Annotated in this window: 13 protein-coding genes; 1 reads left to right on the top strand and 12 read right to left on the bottom strand. The window is 66.7% G+C overall.

Features of this window, described 5'->3' with window-relative positions; genetic code table 11:
- Positions 1 to 14 precede the first annotated feature (14 nt).
- From KEG57_RS36955 to KEG57_RS36905, 12 genes are all read right to left on the bottom strand, one after another.
- The gene (locus KEG57_RS36955) at positions 15 to 3,233 is read right to left on the bottom strand and encodes a tubulin-like doman-containing protein (protein ID WP_272425138.1); all 3,219 of its coding nucleotides are present in this window, start codon (positions 3,231 to 3,233) and stop codon (positions 15 to 17) included.
- Positions 3,234 to 3,378: 145 nt separating this feature from the next.
- Positions 3,379 to 3,708 carry a hypothetical protein gene (locus KEG57_RS36950; protein ID WP_272425137.1) on the bottom strand — a complete coding sequence of 110 codons (330 nt, stop codon included), beginning with the start codon at positions 3,706 to 3,708 and terminating at the stop codon, positions 3,379 to 3,381.
- A gap of 36 nt (positions 3,709 to 3,744) precedes the next feature.
- A complete protein-coding gene (locus tag KEG57_RS36945) occupies positions 3,745 to 4,050 on the bottom strand; it encodes a hypothetical protein (RefSeq protein ID WP_272425136.1) in 306 nt (101 codons plus the stop codon).
- A gap of 672 nt (positions 4,051 to 4,722) precedes the next feature.
- On the bottom strand, positions 4,723 to 5,742 hold the full coding sequence (locus tag KEG57_RS36940; protein WP_272459377.1) for a sigma-70 family RNA polymerase sigma factor: 1,020 nt from the start codon (positions 5,740 to 5,742) through the stop codon (positions 4,723 to 4,725).
- An 87-nt stretch (positions 5,743 to 5,829) separates the two neighbouring features.
- Complete coding sequence (locus KEG57_RS36935) at positions 5,830 to 6,768, bottom strand: hypothetical protein (RefSeq protein ID WP_272425134.1); 939 nt, start codon at positions 6,766 to 6,768, stop codon at positions 5,830 to 5,832.
- Between the two features lie 220 nt (positions 6,769 to 6,988).
- Entirely contained in the window at positions 6,989 to 8,269 is a 1,281-nt protein-coding gene (locus KEG57_RS36930; protein WP_272459376.1) for a tetratricopeptide repeat protein, read from the bottom strand.
- A gap of 101 nt (positions 8,270 to 8,370) precedes the next feature.
- Entirely contained in the window at positions 8,371 to 9,039 is a 669-nt protein-coding gene (locus KEG57_RS56245) for a C2 domain-containing protein (protein WP_372518270.1), read from the bottom strand.
- Between the two features lie 155 nt (positions 9,040 to 9,194).
- Entirely contained in the window at positions 9,195 to 9,803 is a 609-nt protein-coding gene (locus KEG57_RS36925) for a hypothetical protein (protein ID WP_272459375.1), read from the bottom strand.
- A 157-nt stretch (positions 9,804 to 9,960) separates the two neighbouring features.
- Positions 9,961 to 10,443, bottom strand: coding sequence for an SMI1/KNR4 family protein (locus KEG57_RS36920; RefSeq protein WP_272425131.1), 483 nt, complete (start codon positions 10,441 to 10,443; stop codon positions 9,961 to 9,963).
- Positions 10,444 to 10,455: 12 nt separating this feature from the next.
- The gene (locus tag KEG57_RS36915; protein ID WP_272459374.1) at positions 10,456 to 12,159 is read right to left on the bottom strand and encodes a PAAR-like domain-containing protein; all 1,704 of its coding nucleotides are present in this window, start codon (positions 12,157 to 12,159) and stop codon (positions 10,456 to 10,458) included.
- Complete coding sequence (locus KEG57_RS36910; RefSeq protein WP_272425129.1) at positions 12,156 to 13,115, bottom strand: DUF2169 family type VI secretion system accessory protein; 960 nt, start codon at positions 13,113 to 13,115, stop codon at positions 12,156 to 12,158. Before KEG57_RS36910 ends, KEG57_RS36915 begins: the two co-directional genes overlap by 4 nt.
- Before the next feature lie 61 nt (positions 13,116 to 13,176).
- Positions 13,177 to 15,276, bottom strand: coding sequence for a type VI secretion system Vgr family protein (locus KEG57_RS36905; protein WP_272425128.1), 2,100 nt, complete (start codon positions 15,274 to 15,276; stop codon positions 13,177 to 13,179).
- 829 nt (positions 15,277 to 16,105) lie between these two features.
- On the opposite strand from KEG57_RS36905, the gene KEG57_RS36900 reads away from it, so the two are divergent.
- Positions 16,106 to 16,981 (top strand): hypothetical protein, encoded by an 876-nt coding sequence (locus tag KEG57_RS36900; RefSeq protein ID WP_272425126.1) that lies wholly within the window; start codon positions 16,106 to 16,108, stop codon positions 16,979 to 16,981.
- Positions 16,982 to 17,085: the final 104 nt, after the last annotated feature.

Genomic DNA, 17,085 nt, shown 5'->3' with positions numbered 1-17,085 from the left:
CGCCCCCCAGGGCCTCAGAGCCCTTTTTCCCGGCGGAACACCACGATGCATTCGAGCTCGCGGGCGAGGTGTTCGAGCTCGGGTTTGCCGCCCGCGCCGTCGGCGAGCTTGACCAGGCGCTCGATGTCGGTGACGTGCGCTTCGAGGCGCGAGGCGAGCTCGGCGTGATTGCGGTCTTCCTCGATCCGGAGGAGGTGCGCCGCATAAGCGCGACGCACCCAGGTCTTCTGCGCGTCGATGCGGCCACGATAACTCGTGAATGCCTGGTCGCGGAATTTGCCGAGCTTGCGGCGATCCTCCGGGAGATCCGGGTCCTCGATCCAGTAGACGCCGTCCGCGCGGCGGATGACGCCGAAGCAAACCGCGAGCGTGAAATCACGCATGTCGTCCGTGCGGACCTGCTCCTCGCCGACCTTCTTGCGGACGTGCGAGAGCCGCTCGATCCAGGCGAGCTTGGAGTCGTTCTCGCGCACGCCGTCGATCGAGATGCGGAAGAGGCGCGTGTCCGGCTCCGGCGCGCCTTCCCAATTGCGGTCGATGTGCAGCGGGATCTGCGGGACACCCTTGGGCAACCCCGGGACCTTCGCGCCCTCCGCGAGCTCCTTGTCCTTCACCGCGCGGTAACGGCGCTCGTAATCGGACAAACTCTTCACCGCGTGCAGCGGGCAGCCGAGCCGCGCGAGGTAGAAGATGATCTCGTACGGGTGATCCAAGGCGACGATCTGGCCACGATCGACACGGTGCGTGGCGAGATGCGCGAGGATCGGCCCGAGCGTGCGCTCGTAATCGCCGTGCATGACGACGTACGCCTTGTCCGGCAGGAGCGGCGCGCCCGCGCCGAGCGTCACGAAGGGCGCGCATTTCGCGGCGGCGAATTCGAGCTTGTCCTTGATGTACTTCTGGATCTCGTCCTCGGGCGTGCGGCGCGCCTCCTCGATCCACTGCGGATCGGACGCAGGCGGGAGCGGGCCGCCGCGGCGTTCGAGCCTGCGCGTGGCCGAGACGAGCTGGGCCTCGAAACGAAGTTCTTCGTCGATGCGCAGGCCACGCTCTTCGAGGCCGCCCGCAATGCGGCCGCGCAGCGCGGCGGAGGCGAGCTGGACGAGGTCGTCGATGATGCGGCGCTCGATGTCCTGCTCGGCGCCGCCCTGGCTCGCGACCGCCGCGAGGCGCGAGAGCGCGCCGGAGAGCTGGAGATCACTCGGGCGCACGAGGCGCGCATAAAGGTGATCCCAGAGCCGATGGCCAGTGCGGTGGTCCTGGAGGACCTCGACGTCGAGGACGTAGCGATTCGCATCGCCGCCCTCGTGCCGCCGGCCGCCCGCGGCGACGATACGCGCGGCGCGCTCTTCGAGCCGGCGCTGAATACGATCGACACGCGCGAAGAAATGGAAACTCGACAGCCTCCGACGATCGAGCTCGCGCAGGACGGCCGCGAAATACTCGATCAAGGCATTCGCGCGGATGCGCGCGCGGAGGCCGTCGAGCACGTCGCGATACCAGCCGGCGAAAGAGGCGGCGACCTCGAAGTAATCGTTTTCCCGGCCCGGGAGTTTTTCGAGGAGCGTCTCCGGCGCGGCCGCGGCGAGCTCGTCGACGCGGCGCTTGAAGTCCTCGCCGAGGCGGCCGTCCGAAAGGACGAGGCCTCGCTCGTAGGCCTTGCGCGCGGTCTCCTGCTCAGCCGCGACGGCCTGCCGGAGCAAGGCGTGGAAGTAACGCGCCTCGGTCGGGCCCTTGTCCTTCGCGAGCTCGGTGAGCGAGATCTCGCCGGATTCGGCCGCGACACGTAATGCCGCCTCGCGCGCCCGCTCGCGCGCGGCGTCCTCGCTCTTGCCGACCTGGACCTTGAGCGCGGCGAAGGCCTGCGCGGTCTCGGAGCGGACACGCTCGGGGTCGCGCTCGAACGCCGAAAGCTCGGCTTCGTCCCAGCCGCGAAGCTTGATCGCCTCGTCGATGCGCTTGGCCACGTCCTCACGCGTGCGGCGGAGGAACGCGCCGATCGTGCCCTCGCCGCCGCTGCCGCCACCACGCGCCCACTCGACGGCGCGGCGATACGGCTCGGCGTCCTCGCCGTTGCCTTCGGCCTTGCTTTCGAGGCCGCGGACGAAGGCTTGATCGGCCGCGTCGAGATCGGCGCCGTCGCCGAGCGCCGCGCTGCCTCCGGGGACGGCCGCGAGCAAGAGCTCCGCGCCGAGCTTCAAGGCCGCGTGTTCGAGGACGTCCTCCACGGGCAGGACGAGCGCGCCGATGCCGAAGGAGCCGAACGACTTCGTGAAGCCTTGCTCGTCGAGCTGCATGAGCTCGCGCGTGTCGTTGTCGAGCGTCGAACCCTCGCGATCGAGGATGGAGGTGAAGATCTGCGCGTGCGCGGCGTCGGCGATCGCGGGGTAGACCTCCTGCGAGTCGGCGAGGACGACGCCGCTCTCGGTCTTCTCCTCGACGAGATAGATCTGATCGAACGGGGGCCGGTCGACGAGGACACGCTCGGGGTTGTCCGGGTCGTAGTGGAACTCGACGGGCGCGGCGGGGCCGGCGCTCTGGAGGAGCTCGAGCTCCTGAAGGGCCGCGTAGCCGTTCGACATGATCTTGTCGAACTGGTTGGGCGGGAGGCCCTTGCCGCGGAAAACGTTCGGCAGGACGAACGTGCCGATGATGCGATGTCCACGCTGGCCGCCGAGGAGGCGCCGGACCGTGAGGGCCATGGTGGCGAAGCCGCCGGAGCCGGTGCCGCCGGCGAGGGAGGCATAGACGTGGATCTTGGCGGCCTTGTTGGCGCGGAAGGGGTTGTGGACGTCGTACGCGCGCCGGATCGCCTTCTCCAACGTCTCGAGGATCTTGGCGCGATCGTTTTCGAGGTGGTGGTAGAGCGAAAGGCGGCTCTCGATGCGGATCTGGCCCGCGCCCTTGCCGCGGTGCGCGCGAGGCTGGTACCACGCGGGCCACCACTGCTCGAAGAGAGGATCGGCCTTGGCGTGGAGCTTTCCACGCTTGAGCTCGACGTACTCGGGCTTGTCGAAGTCCGAGAGGACGAACTTGTGGGCCGCGTCGATCCAGACGAGCCGCGCGAGGTCGTCGGCGTCGGTGTCGAACGCGAAGAAGTGAACGAGGTCCTTGTATCGCTCGAACGAGTCTTCCTGCTTCACCTTGCGGGCGAGCTCGTCGACGATGGCGCCTCCCGCGCCCCCGAGACCAATGAAAAATGCGGGGGCGATCTTCTTTTCGCTGAGCGGCATGCGTTTCCCCTCCCCGAGAGCGGGGGCCGAGAAACGTACCAGAGACAGAAGGGCCGTGGAAAGCGGAACGTTTCAGGCCGGAGCGCTCAAGGCGCGGTCGTGAGCCTCGCCATGGTGAGATGCCAGTCGGGACTCCGACACAAGGTTACTTCGCTCGCACGGCGAGCGTCAGGTTGAACGCCAGACGGTGGAACTCCTGACAGACGCGCGTAGCTTCCTTGTCCGTCAGAGCATACCCCCTGAACTCCTTGCGCCCTTCGGGATCGATCGCCTCCTCTTCGACGTACACGCACCCATCGCTCCCGAGCGCGAGGTGCTGGAGGCAGGCCCACCGGAGCAAGCCCTTCGTGCCGTGCTGCGCGCGCTCGTCGGCGGTCAGCGCGTAGCCGATGAACACGCGACGGCCCGGGGGCGGTTCCTCCTCGAATCGGGCATAAATCGCACCATCGCTCGCAAGTACAAGCTCGGTTTCCATGGTCGGCGGCTCGGTCGTCATGATTTTCGCATTCCCTCACAGGGGGATTCGGAGCTGAACGCGATCGGGCAGGGGTGGCGCTTCCTGAGTCCTCGTGATGGCGATAACGCCGGCCTCCTCCAGGCGAAGCAGTGCCGGCACGAGCGTTCCGGAGCCCGACATGTCGCACAGGATGTCACGCAGCCGCGTAAACGAGACGAACCCATCGGCATCCGCCCGCATGCGAGACAGCGCGTAATGGACGACCCCTTCGGCGTATGCCTCGCTCCCGTGCTTGCGGAGCGCGGTCGCGTAGTTCGCGACATAGACGGCGGCGCGCTGGTAGGCCGGGGCCGCGCGCATGATTTCGAGCAAGAGGAGCTCCCCACGTTCGTCGTGACCAACGACGCCCGCCGAGACCCGCGTTGCCCTCGCGGAGCGTGGCGGAGGAAGCGGTGGGAGGCGATCCGAAAGACGCGCCCTGCGAACGCGCTCGCTCCAATCGCACAGCACGGCGCCCGCGATAGCACGGGCGCGGCTCCACACGGAGGGCGGGTCCGCGATGGTATCCCGCGGCGGCTCGGGATGGGCCGCGCTCACGCGGGGTCCGCTCTGCGGCGGAAGCGCTGGACGGTCCATGACCGTCGTTGCTGCGTCGTCGTCGATGTCCCGCAAGGTATCCATGGGCCTCCAAGCCGTAGGACACGACCCCCAGGAGGGGGCGATAAGGGAGGTAATTGCTCGCCCAGAGAACCACTCCCCATCGTCCCCTCCTGGAGGTCGTTGTTTGAAATGGTCGTCGCCCGAAGACGGGGCGCCTTTCACGCGCACCGCTCCCTTTTCGGAACCTGGCCATCCGGTACATGACGCAGTCGGGGTGCGCAGCGAAAGGCGCCCCGTCTACGAGCGACGATCGGACAAATCCGAGCGCGGCGCCGCTGCGTCGCGGCGCCGTGTTCGTCTGAGTCTCGCTTCCTGATAGTGGGACCGGGACCGACCGGATGACGGATCCCGCGAAATTGGTAAGACCTTGTCCTACCTCTCGGCTCCGAAGTCGATCATGGGTTCGAGGTCGTAGCGGTCGTCCGGCACGATGTCCCCCGTGTCGACCCCTTCAACGTCGGCAAAGTCCGTGAGCGGCTCCGATGCCGCTACCTGCGCTGCCACTTGTGTGCCCGCGGCGCTTGCCTTGCGCGGCCTCTTGCCGTCGCGCGCGGCGCCGCGCACCGGCAGCTCGTCGCGCAGCTCGGCGCCGCCGGCCGGCGCGGCGCAGGCCCCCTCGGTGGGCACCGGGAACGCGCGGAGCCACATCATGCAAGCGGCGAGTTCGGGGGGCTGCCGAGCCTGTAGAAGGAGGTACACGGCGACGCCGCCCGCAACGAATGCCGTCACGCGCGACGTCAGCACACGGCGCCACCACGAGAGCGGCGGGGCCGAAGGCGCCGGCGGCGCGCCCATGAAGCCCACGCCGTTCGAGGAGCCGCCTCCGGTCCTCTCCTCCTGACGGCTCGCGAAGAGGAGCGGCACGAGAAGGGAGCCCGGGCGATCCTCGACGCCCCGAGCCCGGAAGCCTTCGAAGCAGCGATCCAGCGTTCGCTGGATGCGAGATTTGACGGTGGGCTCCGGGATGGAAAGCAGCGCGGCGATATCCTTGGTCGACCGCTCGTCGCGGAAGCGCAGTGTCAGCAGCTCCCGCTCCGCGGGGGTCAGCTCCTCGAAGACCTCGGCCAGCGTGCGCACCATCTCCCTGTCGAACGCGTCTCGCTCCGGCGTCTCGCTCTGCGCCGCGGGCTCCTCCACAGCCTCTGTGGAAGCCCAGTCCCCCTTTGCCTTGAAGTACTGGATCGCGATGTTTCGCGCGATCCTCCGAAGCCATGGGCTCAGCGGCTTGGTCGGATCGAAGCTTTCGCTGTACCGAACGGCTGCGCTGAGGACCTCCTGGGTGAGGTCCTCGACGTCCTCGGGAGGAACGCCGAACTTGGCGAGCCATTTCATGATCTTCCCGCGAAACGTCGGGAGCGCGTCGAGCATCGACGTCGTCCTGGATCCTGTCATGCCTCCTAGTAGTGACCCCGGGGGCAAACGGATCCCCACTTTTTTCGCCGGTCGGTTCGGGGAGGCTTCGGCAGGCGGCATCATGTATCAGGAGTCGAAGGGGGGATAACAGCAGAAGGTGACCGCCTGGGCGTCGTCAAGCGTGGCCTCACCGATCGGCTCGCCGCCGCTCGCGAGGCATGCACCGCCGACGTAGTGGAGGTCCGTGATGGCCTTGGCCCCGATGGCTCGGCCGGCAGGATAGATATTGCTGCACTGGTCGCCGTAGGAGGCGAGTGTGTCCCCAGGGAACTCGGACATGCATGACGCATCGTCGTAAAATCGGATGGTAGCGAGGCACGCGCTCCCGACCGGCGGACCGCATTCGCACTTGGTGCATTCCCGGCCATCATTGACGGCCAGCTCGGGATACAGCACGTGCGGACCGTCCTGGTAATTCGTCGGGCATTGCATGTGCTTCCCGGTACGCCACACGCACTGGAGAAAGGGCAGCGGACGATCCGGCGCGCATGCCTTGCCGTCCCCGCAGCGCAGCTCGTCGACGTTTCCGCGGCACGCGATCCAACGCTGTTTCCATCCCGTATCCTTCCAGAACGCGGGGACCGTTTGCGTGGTGACCGCGCAGGCTTCGCTGGTCGGCCCTGGCAATGGGCCCACCGCCACGGACTGCGCGCAGAGCGTCGCGCTTCCCTCCGGGCACGTCGCACCGACGGCGATCCCGTTCACGCTCGTGCAGCTCCCGTCCCAGCCCGACGGCCCCCCGAACGGCAAGGCGGCGGCGTTCGGATCATTGCACGAGCCGGCGCGGAGCTGGATGTCCGTGGGGAGGTCCGTGCAGGTTCCTTCGGACTGCTCGCACTCGCAGATGTCACACGACGCGGGGGGCGCGATCAGCTCTGAAAAACCCACGAATTGCAGCGTCAGATCCGCGGGGCAACTCTGCTCCGGGTCCTTGGCCGACGCAGGCAGCAGGAGATCGGGCCATCGACTCCAGAGCAGCGCATCGGGTCCCTCGGGGAACGGCACGCAGCGACCGGGGCATTCTGGAGGCTCGGCGTCGGCGTCCGACCCCGCATCGGAGTCATCGTCGGGGCAGCGACCACCCGGGTATAGCGGATCTTCGGCGCAACGGTCTGCGGCGTAATGCGGTTCCCCGGTGCATCCCTCGATGGCGACGAGACTACCGCCTAACGTGACCAGAGTGGTGAAGCCCAGCTTGACAAAAAATGAGCGCCGATGGTCCATTTCAAAACTCCCATGTTCCCATTACACTACCACCAATCATGACCGGCGGATGATCCGCTACCGTCTCTTGATCGACAGCCACACGAATTCCACCATTAAGTCCGACAACATCTGCCGCCACACGAATGGCGAATGCGTCACCAATAGGGATCCGAGCCCCTACACGGCCGCCTAACCCCGGTGTGAAGAAGACATAAGACCGTCCCTCGTATCTGGCCTCATCGAAGTCGACGGCGATCAACCCGAGATAACCCGTGGCGCATCCGAAAAGCCACCGCCAGTGGCCGCAAACGCTGAGAAGTCCGCCGGCTGTCATCCCGCTGATCGGCTCGCCAGCGATGCCCGACGTGAGCCACGCAGCACGTGCATCGAGATCAATCGAAAGCACCTCGATCGGCCGCACGCTCCCATGCAGCGCAACGCCCACCGCCGGCGCCCACGTCGCGACCCCCGACACGACTGCGACGCCCCCACCCACCGATCCGCGCTTCGGCTTGGGTCTCTCGTCCCCCGCGACTCCCCCGAAGATCGGCTTCCGCGGCGGGGGCTCGTCCTCCTCGCGCGGAATGTCCGCGGGCCTCGCATCGTCCAGGCCCGGTATCACCTCGCCCTTCCTTCGATGCCTGAAAAGCCGCTCCGGCTTCGTGGGCAGACCATCCGGCCAATGCCACGAGAGCACCGTCGTCGCCTCGCCGCCCTCGGGACAGGTGCGCTCGGCACGGGCAACGCCTCGCTCCTCGGACTTCCCTTCGAGCACATGCTTGCCGGGGGCCACGAACAGCTTGAACTGGACTCCGCCCTCTTTGTGGAATGGCCCGCCGTCGATGGACACGACCGCGTCGTTGACGTTCCCCTTCACGTACAGCAGACAAACGGTAGGCCGGATCCGCTTGAATACCTTGAAAAACTCCTCGTTCTCCGGCCCCACGCCCCCGCCGCGTTCGACGGCTTCCAGGAGGTTCCGCGCGCCGCGGGCAGGTTGTCCCGCGGCTACGAGGGTGAGGCCCAGCCGCCCGACGACCGTCGCGTCATTCCGGAGCTTCAACGCCTCGCGATAGCCGAGCTCTGCATCCGTCCACCGGCCCTGCTTCCGCGCGTTGTCCGCGAGTTTGACCAGAGCGGACACCGCCGCATCAACGGCCGCAGGATCAGGGGGAGGTGTCGTGTCTGGGCCAGTCGGGCGCCCGACTGCGGGGCGCGGCGTGGCCTCGTCAGCGTGAGATGCCGCCGCCGCTAGGAGAGAGCCCGAGAGGGCAGCAACCACAACCGACCAGCGCGCCATTTGCCACGCATCGTACACGGATCAGGTGCGTCGGGGCAACACCCCACCTCGAAACCGTGCGATTACGCACGCCGTTCCACTTCTGTCCGGTTCATGTGTTCCTACTTGGCATCGGCAGAGGCAATATCAAAGATCAGCTCGTTCACTGAATGAGTGGGATCGGCCAAGCGTTGCCTACCAGGGCGGGAAAACTCCATGTCCCAACCCGCAATGAAGTCGTCGTCCGCGAGATCCTTATCAATGATAGATATTGAGAGGTGATCGCCCCGGTTGATTGTTACTTGGCCCGACTCTCGCCAAACGGGTGCTATGCTGTCCTGCTTTTTGGTCGTCCTGACAGTGCCGACCCCCGCTCCCTTGACCGAAACGACGACAACCGGATCCGGTGGACCGTCGCCCGCATCCCAGGGACGCCCATCGGGTTTAGAGGGCACCAAGTCCGCAGAGACAATCGTGATGGTGTACGGCTGCGGGCCTACCGGTTCTTCGGCTCTCGCCGGTGCTTGCACCACTGCTCCGGGGTTTGCCACCGCCGGCTGCTGAGGCTGAGGAACTGCATCTGCCACTTTGGCGCCTGCATTTGCGGGAGCGGTCCCCCCTGCCGAGCAGGCGCATGGCTCCCAACGTGCACCGTCAGATGCGCAGGACTGAACACCGCGAGGCCCCTCTGCACAAAGGCACGGCTGCGTCGATCCAGGGGCGCAGACGCGCTCTGGAGAACAGGCGACGAATGCGCCAAGGCTGAGACATGAAACCAGAGCTATCAACATCCGCATGAACGACTCCCGATTTTAGCGACGACCACGCATCCCGTTCCGCCTGGATCCCGATCGTCGACTCTCCGCGCATCCTACACGGATCGGGTGCGTCGGGGCAACACCTCCCCCGCGCGGGGCCGCGCACACACACGGCTCCGTCCTTTCTGTTAGTTCGCTCGACGGCGTAGCAGGACGCGCTCCAAGGGCAGGACGGCGACGGCAGGCAAGCCAAGCATGGCGAGCGCTTCGGCCCGCGTGCCCCGCTCGCTGGCGTGCGTCACGCCCGCGTGTTGCTCCGGCGTGATGGCTCCGCGAATGCTCTCCAGCTCTGTGACGAAGGCGTCGTCGTACGCGCGGAGAAGGCTGGGATCGCCGACGCGGAGCGCGGCCCGGAGCGCGCCTTGCCAGTGCTGGCGGAGCGCGCGCCACGTCCCGGGGTCGAGGTGATGCTGTTCGAGGATACTCGGCTCCGCCGCGGGGTCGAGCGCAAGGGCCGCGTCGAGCCGGGCACACCGTTCGAGGGGTAAGACGTCGAGCGGGAGCGGCGTGGGCACCATGGCGGCAGAAACCGCGGGCGCAGGGCCAGGGATGGATGCGGGGAGCGGCTCCGAAGCGGGAACGTCCGCGACAGGGCTGACGAGCTGCGGCGGCGGGATCGCGGACGGCGCACGGGGAGCATGTTCGAGGACGGGCGGCGGTAGCAGCTCCGTCGGGATCAGGATGACGCCCTCCGGGATCGGCACGGGAGGCGCCGGCTTTGGAGGCGGGAGGAACATCGTGGGGGCGGCGTTCCAATAATCGGGCGCTGGGACCCACGTGAGCCACGGCGACGCGTCGGGCTCAGGTTCCGAGGGGTAGAGGGTCGGGGTGTCAGCGGCGGTGGGCGGTATCAATGTGTCGGGCATTGGGCTGTTCCGATATTCGAGTGGGCACCTATTCGCATTGGTCGTCGTCCTCTTCCCGGAGATTGTTCAAGAACTCCGTCAGGCTGTTCGCGAGCAGGTACACGTTTCGGTAGTCCTGCCGGCTCAAACCTTGCTCGTCAAGCTCGTCTTCGTGATCCCAGAAGTAGATCTTTCCCCGACGTTTGCCTTTCCAGCCAATGCAGACGACATTCCCGCCTGCGTCGTCGGCGATGGGGATCAGATCGCCTGGGATGCGCGCATCGTACACCTCCATTGCGCGATCTAGTCGCTCGGTCTCTCTGCCGTGATGGATACCAAAAAACGCGTCTAGCATAGACGCCTGGCCGTGCCATCCTGGAACCACGAACGTATCCGGTTCCGGCCATCCGCCATTCGACTTGAGAAGAAACTCCCTGTATTCGGCAGGGAGCACCACGCTCCAGCGCGCTTGAAAGCCAGCGATTTCCTCGGGGGAAGTGGCACCATGGGGGTTTTCGGTCTCCATTCGCATGGCCTCTGTCTCCTATTGTGCTCCCGACATGCCGCCGGTGTGAAAGAATTCTCGATGAACATCCTTCTTGATCAACTGCATCGTTTTCCCGTCTTGATGGTGATGCCACGTGTACTCTTCAGTCTTCCTCTTCTTCTTTGTGATTCCTGCGGCTTCGTCGGCGCGGGCAAAGTCCTTGTCGTAGCTCCCCGTAAACTCAATCTCCACATCCTTCACCTCCGGATGCTTGTACCGGGTAAAATCCGGGAACCCATCTTTATCATACGTAACCTCCACCCCATCTTTCCGCCTGAACGTCGTCGTCCCGTCGGGATTGTCCCGCACCGTTCCGCCGTTCTGCTCCCACTTCGCCCGGTCCGGCTGATGCGGCCTCCGCGGCTTCTTCGGGCCGCCCCCGTTTCCGCCGGTCTCGCCCCCCTTCCGGCCCCCACCACCACCGGGAGCGAACCCCCCATCCCCGGGATTCTTAGGCGCCGTCCGGATCCCTCCGACCCCACCTCCCTTCTTCCTCGCGATCCGCTTCTTCGCTGCCTGCTTCGCTTTCCGCACCGCCGCCGCCGCATTCGCGAGGTGCGCTTGCCACTTCAGCAGCAACCGATCCAGCTTCGCCAGCGCCTTCGCCGCCCGCGCCGCCTTGATTCCCTTCCCCGCGAGATCCCCGACGTACGGCGCCGCCGCCGAGACAACCGAGATCCCCGCTCCGAGCCAGTCCCCGTCTGCCAGGGCCAGCGCCGCGCCGGTGAGGTCCGCGACCGGCGTAGGGTCCACGATCCCGGCGACGTCCACGCCGGCCTTGAACCCCTCCCACGCAATCGCCTCGTTCGTCTTGTCCAGCTCCGCCTTGCACGCCGCCTCCTCCTCCAGCGCGGCCTTGACGTCGGGGTCCGCCAAAACCTCCGGGTCATCATCGGCGATCTCGTCGGCCCGGTCCAGCTCATCGGACGGGACGAACCCCTCCCCGTCGTCGCCGAGGTAGAGCCGCCCGTTCTCGTCGATCGACACCTCGTCCGGGTCCACCTCCGCCTCGGGCAAACTCCCCGTGGACGTCTTCCATTCGTATTGCTGGCTCGCCGGATCGAACGCCCCCGCGCTCGCTTTGTACGTCTTCGACCCGTCGGGGTTCGTCGTGATCTCGACCCGCTGCACTTCCACGCGCTGCGTCGCCGGATCGAGCACCGTCCGCTCGCGCACTTCCGTGATCGCGCCCGTCTCCGGGTCCTCGCGTGTCTCGCTCGTCTCGCTCGTGACCACGCCCGTCGCCGGATCCACGACCGTATTCGTGCTCTTCGACAAACTCACGCCCGGCGCGGAGGCCACCTCGTTTGTTATCACAAGCCGACCGTACGTGTTCGCGGGTCCATCGGGCCCCGCGCAATTCATGGCAAAAAGGTCCCCCTCGCGGACGAGCCAATGGTCGCCCGACATGAACGTCGAGCTATGCTCAACGGCCCGGCAGTAACCTCGATTGACGCCCGAGATGAGCCCACCGCCCGTCCCGGCCTCATTGCCCTCCACGTGCGGAATGCGGCTCCCCGTGGTGAAAGCAGGTTTTCCGCAGACGAGGTGCTTCGGGTCTGTGCCTTCGGCATTTTCGAGCCGCGCGATGATCATGTACGGCACCGGCATCATTGTGTTGCCAACCGGCGTGAGGCATACGTCCGGAGCGATGGACACGACCATCGCCTCGCCACATTCGCGTGCCCACTCCCCACTCATGCGCTACCTCCAACCGCCGCGGCGCGCATTCCGATATGCACGCTGTCCACTCCACCCTTGAACAACGGTAACGCGACGCGCCACGAAAGCTCTACCCGCAGCTCGTCCGCATCGATGACAACGGTGTCCAGCCGCGCTGGGGAAGCATGACGAAACCCCGAGGCATGCACAGCGCCCGCGGCCACGAGCAACGAAGGCAGCCGAAAAGCCAGCTCTGCGTGCTCCGGATGCAGAGCCGTGAGTGTCACTTCCTCGTCACCTCGAAGGAATGCGTCAGCGCACAGGTCGGGATGGGCTGCGTTCCAATACGTGCCATCGAAATCTTCGGGCAGACGGCGTCCTTCCTGCGTCGCCCATGCCTCCCCGAACGTTCCCGCCCGCGCGCGGCGAGGCTGCCATGTCCTGGCGATGGCTCCGAGTCCTTCCACCGGATACGGCTCCCCGAACACCGGCGCGCGCCCGTCCTCGCGGAGGAGCTGCGGCGCCGCGACGAGCTGCGACGTGTCTGCCGTCCGTGGATTGCAGTAGCCGACCCCCACGGGGTTCGCCTCGAACCCATCGCCCCCGAACGCGAGTTCATACCGCAAGGGTACGCGGTGCACCGGGACGATCGGGGTGAGGGACCAACCGAGTAGCGGCGCATGCACCCATGCGCGCGGCCCGGTGACGGTCACGTATCTCCGCACGGCTCCCACGCGCACACCGGCGCGCCATGCGGGAGCGCGCTGGCCGCCCGGCGCGTATGCCGTACCATTGACGATGATGTCGGTGCATACCTTGAATGGCGCGAGGTCGTCCTCGTAGCGCAGGCTGGAAGGCTTCTCCGCCGCCCAGGGAACCGAGGCGATGCGAATGCGTGAGGGGGACGTGGACAAGCGCAATGGCTTGCCCTTGTCCACGTCGAATATGCCCTTTGCGATGATCGCAACGAACGGGTCGCCCGCGAGGTCCACCATCGGAAACGCCATCGCCGCGAGCGGCGTACGGTTGTCGAGCTTCATGGTGATTGGCCTCGCATCAATTCGATTTGATGGGATCCCCCACGAGGTGCAGCGACGCGCCGCCTACCTCAGCGGCCCCCGATGCGAGCACGCCTATCTCGGCGCCGCTCACCCCGATCTTCGTTCCGCTCGCCGTGACGGGGCCCGTCGATTGCAGCACGATCTCGGTCCCGGAGATCGTCACCTTCCCGGACGGTTCCAGGGTGATGCTTGCCGCGCCGGTCTTGATCGTTATCGTATCCCCGGCCTGAATGATCTGCGTAGCTCCCACCTGCACGGAATGGGCGCCGGCGATCTTCGTCTCGCTCGATCCGCCCACAGATAGATTGTGATCCCCGCAGATGCTCACGTTCTGATCGCCCCCCACGTCGAGCACGTCGTTGACCCCCACGACGCGCGTGCTCGATAAGCCGACCACTTGTCGCGCGTTGTCCTGGACGAGCTGCGCGGCGTTGCGCCCTACGATGGTCTCGGCGTCACGCGTCACGATCGCCTTGCGGTCCCGTCGCACGGTTTCGGTCTGGTCGCGCTGCACGGTCGACACCATGTCCCGCTGCACTGTCGCGTGCATATCGCGTTCGGCATGCACACGAATGAACTCGCCGCCCTTCTTATCCTCGAAGAGAATCTCGTTATATCCGTTTCCGCCCGGCGAGGATGCCGTCCTCCATCCGCTCTGCGTCTTACTCGCTGGTAGCGAATATGGCACCTTTTGCAGCGCTGTATGCACACGACCCACAATCATCGGCCTGTCCGGGACCCCGTCCAGGAAGGCCACGAGCACCTCCTGGTCGACGCGGGGGAGGTTGAGCGCGCCATAGCCCGCGCCGCTCCATGCCTGGCTCACCGGGATCCAGCACGAACTCTGCTCGTCCATCGTGCTCTCCCGATCCCAATGAAAATGCACGCGAACGCGGCCGAATTCGTCGCAATGGATCTCCTCGCCATGGGGGCCGACCACGGTTGCCGTCTCGATGCTCTGCGCGCGAGGCGTAGGCGTCACGCGCGGGGGGCGGTATGGCAGCTCCACGCTGCGCGCTTCGCACACGTGCGTCCAGTCGCCGTCCTGCGTGCCGTCGAGGCGAGTCCCCACGACGAGCAGGCCCCGCGCGAACTCCGGGCGCGGATGGCCGTCCACGTGGACCACGACGCCCGGCGCGAGATCGAGCGCGTTCGTATCGAAACCGAACGTCACGGCCCCCTCGCGCTCCGCTTCGAGGCGCTTCTGTGCGAGGCTTCTCGCGACCCGTTCGTCGCTCCGATACGCACCCCGATCGTCTGCTACCGGCGTGCCCCCGCCCGGGTTGGCTTGGTAGAGGAAGGCGCCAGGATCGGCGCGGAAACGTTCGAGGCGCGTTTCCACGTCGAGCGCTCGCGCATCGGCTCGCGCCTCCAGGGGATAGGCCGCGGAGAGCCGGTGGTCACGATCCCGCATGACAAAACGGCCGGGCCGCAGCTCGCGGCCAGCCTGCGCGCGCGTCGCGTATTCGCCCGTCACCATCGTCACGTCGGCCTTGAACGGGAGCCGCGTGGGTCGCGGCTCCGCGCGATGCGGCGCGTCCGAGAGGACGACGACCGTCTCGCCATCCTTCTCCTCGAAGAAATACGAGATGCCAGCGTCCTCCAGCTGCCGGCACAGGAATGCGTGATCCGATTCGTCGTATTGGGTGCGCAACTCGCGCGGTTTGTACGTCTCCGACAACCGAAGCTCACGGGGGATCTGCCAGTCGTCAAGGAGACGCGTCGCGATCTCGGGCTCGGAGAGGTGCTGAAAGATGCGCCGGTTTACACGCTGCGTCAGGAGCCACAGCATCGGGACGAGCGTGATCTCGTAGGTGGAGAGCCCGTCTTCCTCGACGCGGATCAGGCGCGCGCCGCAGCAGATGCCGCTCCACGTGCGCTCCTCCGCGCCGCGCCGGATGGTGAAGCGGGCCCGCTGGCCGACCACGTCGTCGAAGGACAAGGCCGCATCGCTGGAGAACGCTTCCAGCGTGACGGAGAAAAGGCTTGAAATTCCCTCCGCGATCGAGAAGCGCCGGACATCGAGCGCGGTCTGCGAATCCAGGACGAGCGAGAGCGTCCCGCCCGGAAGGCGGATCGAGGGCAGCCAGACCATGGAAGGTCCCTTCCGTTACCGCAGGCCACGGCGAGCCACCCCCGCGGCGCTGTGCGCGGGCCTGCGTTGTTCCTGGCGATCCTTGTGCCTCAACACGCGGAACGCACGCAAGAGGGAGGAGCGCTTGCTAGGACACCCAATGTCCGAACGGAACAGGGGGCGGAGATTCAGGCAACCGTCGGCGCACGGCCAAGATGGCGCGCGAAGACTGCTTCGCTCGCCACGGCCCCCTCGCATCTTCCTCTCACGCAGAGCCGAACGAGATGCTCGCCGACGGCCGCCCTCCTGTTCTGCCGCAAAAACATCCCTCGTTCTCCTCCGACGCCCGCCCCGATTTCGCCCCACCCGCGCCCCTGCCGCGCGCGCGTCCTCCGATCTGCGCCGCGCCCGTCGAATGGCGATGCAGTCGCCCCCCGTTCGGCTCCGGGAGCGCTCCGGGAGCGACACGCCGGCCGGCGGTACGCGCGAAACCGCCCCCGGCTGCGCCCGCCGGCCGCCACCGGTTTTGGGGAACCATCCCCGGCGGCGCCCGCCGCCCACCCTCGTTCCTCCGCGAAACAGCTCTTCCCCGAACGCCGCCCCTGTTTCGCCCCCGGACCACCCCCGTCTGCTTCCTACCGTCGTCCTTGCGCCGCCGAACGGACCCCGTCCGGCCCAGCCCGACCTCGTTCCCAATCGCATGGATGAAAAGCCGCCAAACGCGAGCCCCGATCCGCGATGCGCGACGCGGACGACGGGACGCCCGAGGTTCGTCCCGCCGTGGGCGCCGACCCTTCCGCCCCGTACGATCCCCTTGTCTTCTTCATTGGGGCTTGGTACCGTCGCCGCCATGGGAGTACGGGTCCTCGGCTATCGCATCGGTCTTTTCACCCTCCTTCGGGAGCTTCAATATACTTTCTCCCGAGCGGTCCAGGAGCCCCTGGCCGCAACCTACGTGCCCGTCTTCCAGGAGCTCCGCGAGCAGTGGAAGCTCATCCTCCTCGAGGAGATCGAGATCCTCGACGCATTGGCGCACGCGCAGGCCGCGGTCGACAAGGCCGACGGGGGGCTCGACGGCTTCGCCGGGCGCGTCTCGCGCGCCGTCGACGACCACACGAGCGGCAATACGCGCAAGCAGCTCCGGACTGCGCTCTTGAAGAACAAGCCGCTCGGGAAGTTCCGGCGGCCCGTGCTCGGCGGGCAGCTGCAATCCATGACCGATTGGAGCGAGACGCTCACGAAATGCGGCGTGCCGGCGCTCGTCGCCATGGCGCCCGAGGCCGACGCGCTCGTCGCCGCGGGCCAGAGCGCCGAGGAGCTGCGCAAGAAGGCGCAGGGCAAGAACCGCGATTTCCGCGACATCGGCGCGCGCAAGCAGTTCATCGACAAGGTCAATGGAGCCCGCAAGGAGTCGCACGGCGGCCTCGCCAAGCTGCCGTTCCAGCACGCCACGCTAACGTCGAGCTTCGCCGATGGCTTCTTCTATAGCGAGCCGCCGCGAGAAGAGGAGGAGACGATCGACGAGGTCAAGACGTCGATCGCCGAGCTTCTGGCCCAGCTTGAAGAACGTCAGGCCTTCCTGAAGAAGCTGGAGGAAGAGGCCGAGAACGAGGCCAAGGCCGCCGCGGAGCAAGCGGCGCAAGCCCAGACGGCCGAGGATCTGGAAGCGCAGGCGCAAGCGCTGCTCGCGCAGGCCGCCGCGCTGAAGGCGAAGTTGAAGAAATAACGCCGTCCGCCTTCGCTCCCTCCTTCGTCTCCGCAAAAGCTTCGCGGCTTTCCCCCTCTCCGAGAGCCTGAGCATTGGTCTCATCTCGAAGCCGCTTCGCTGGG

It is taken from the genome of Polyangium jinanense, from assembly GCF_028435365.1.
Note: the sequence above shows the minus strand (reverse complement) of the source record. Positions and strands in the feature narration are given on the sequence as shown.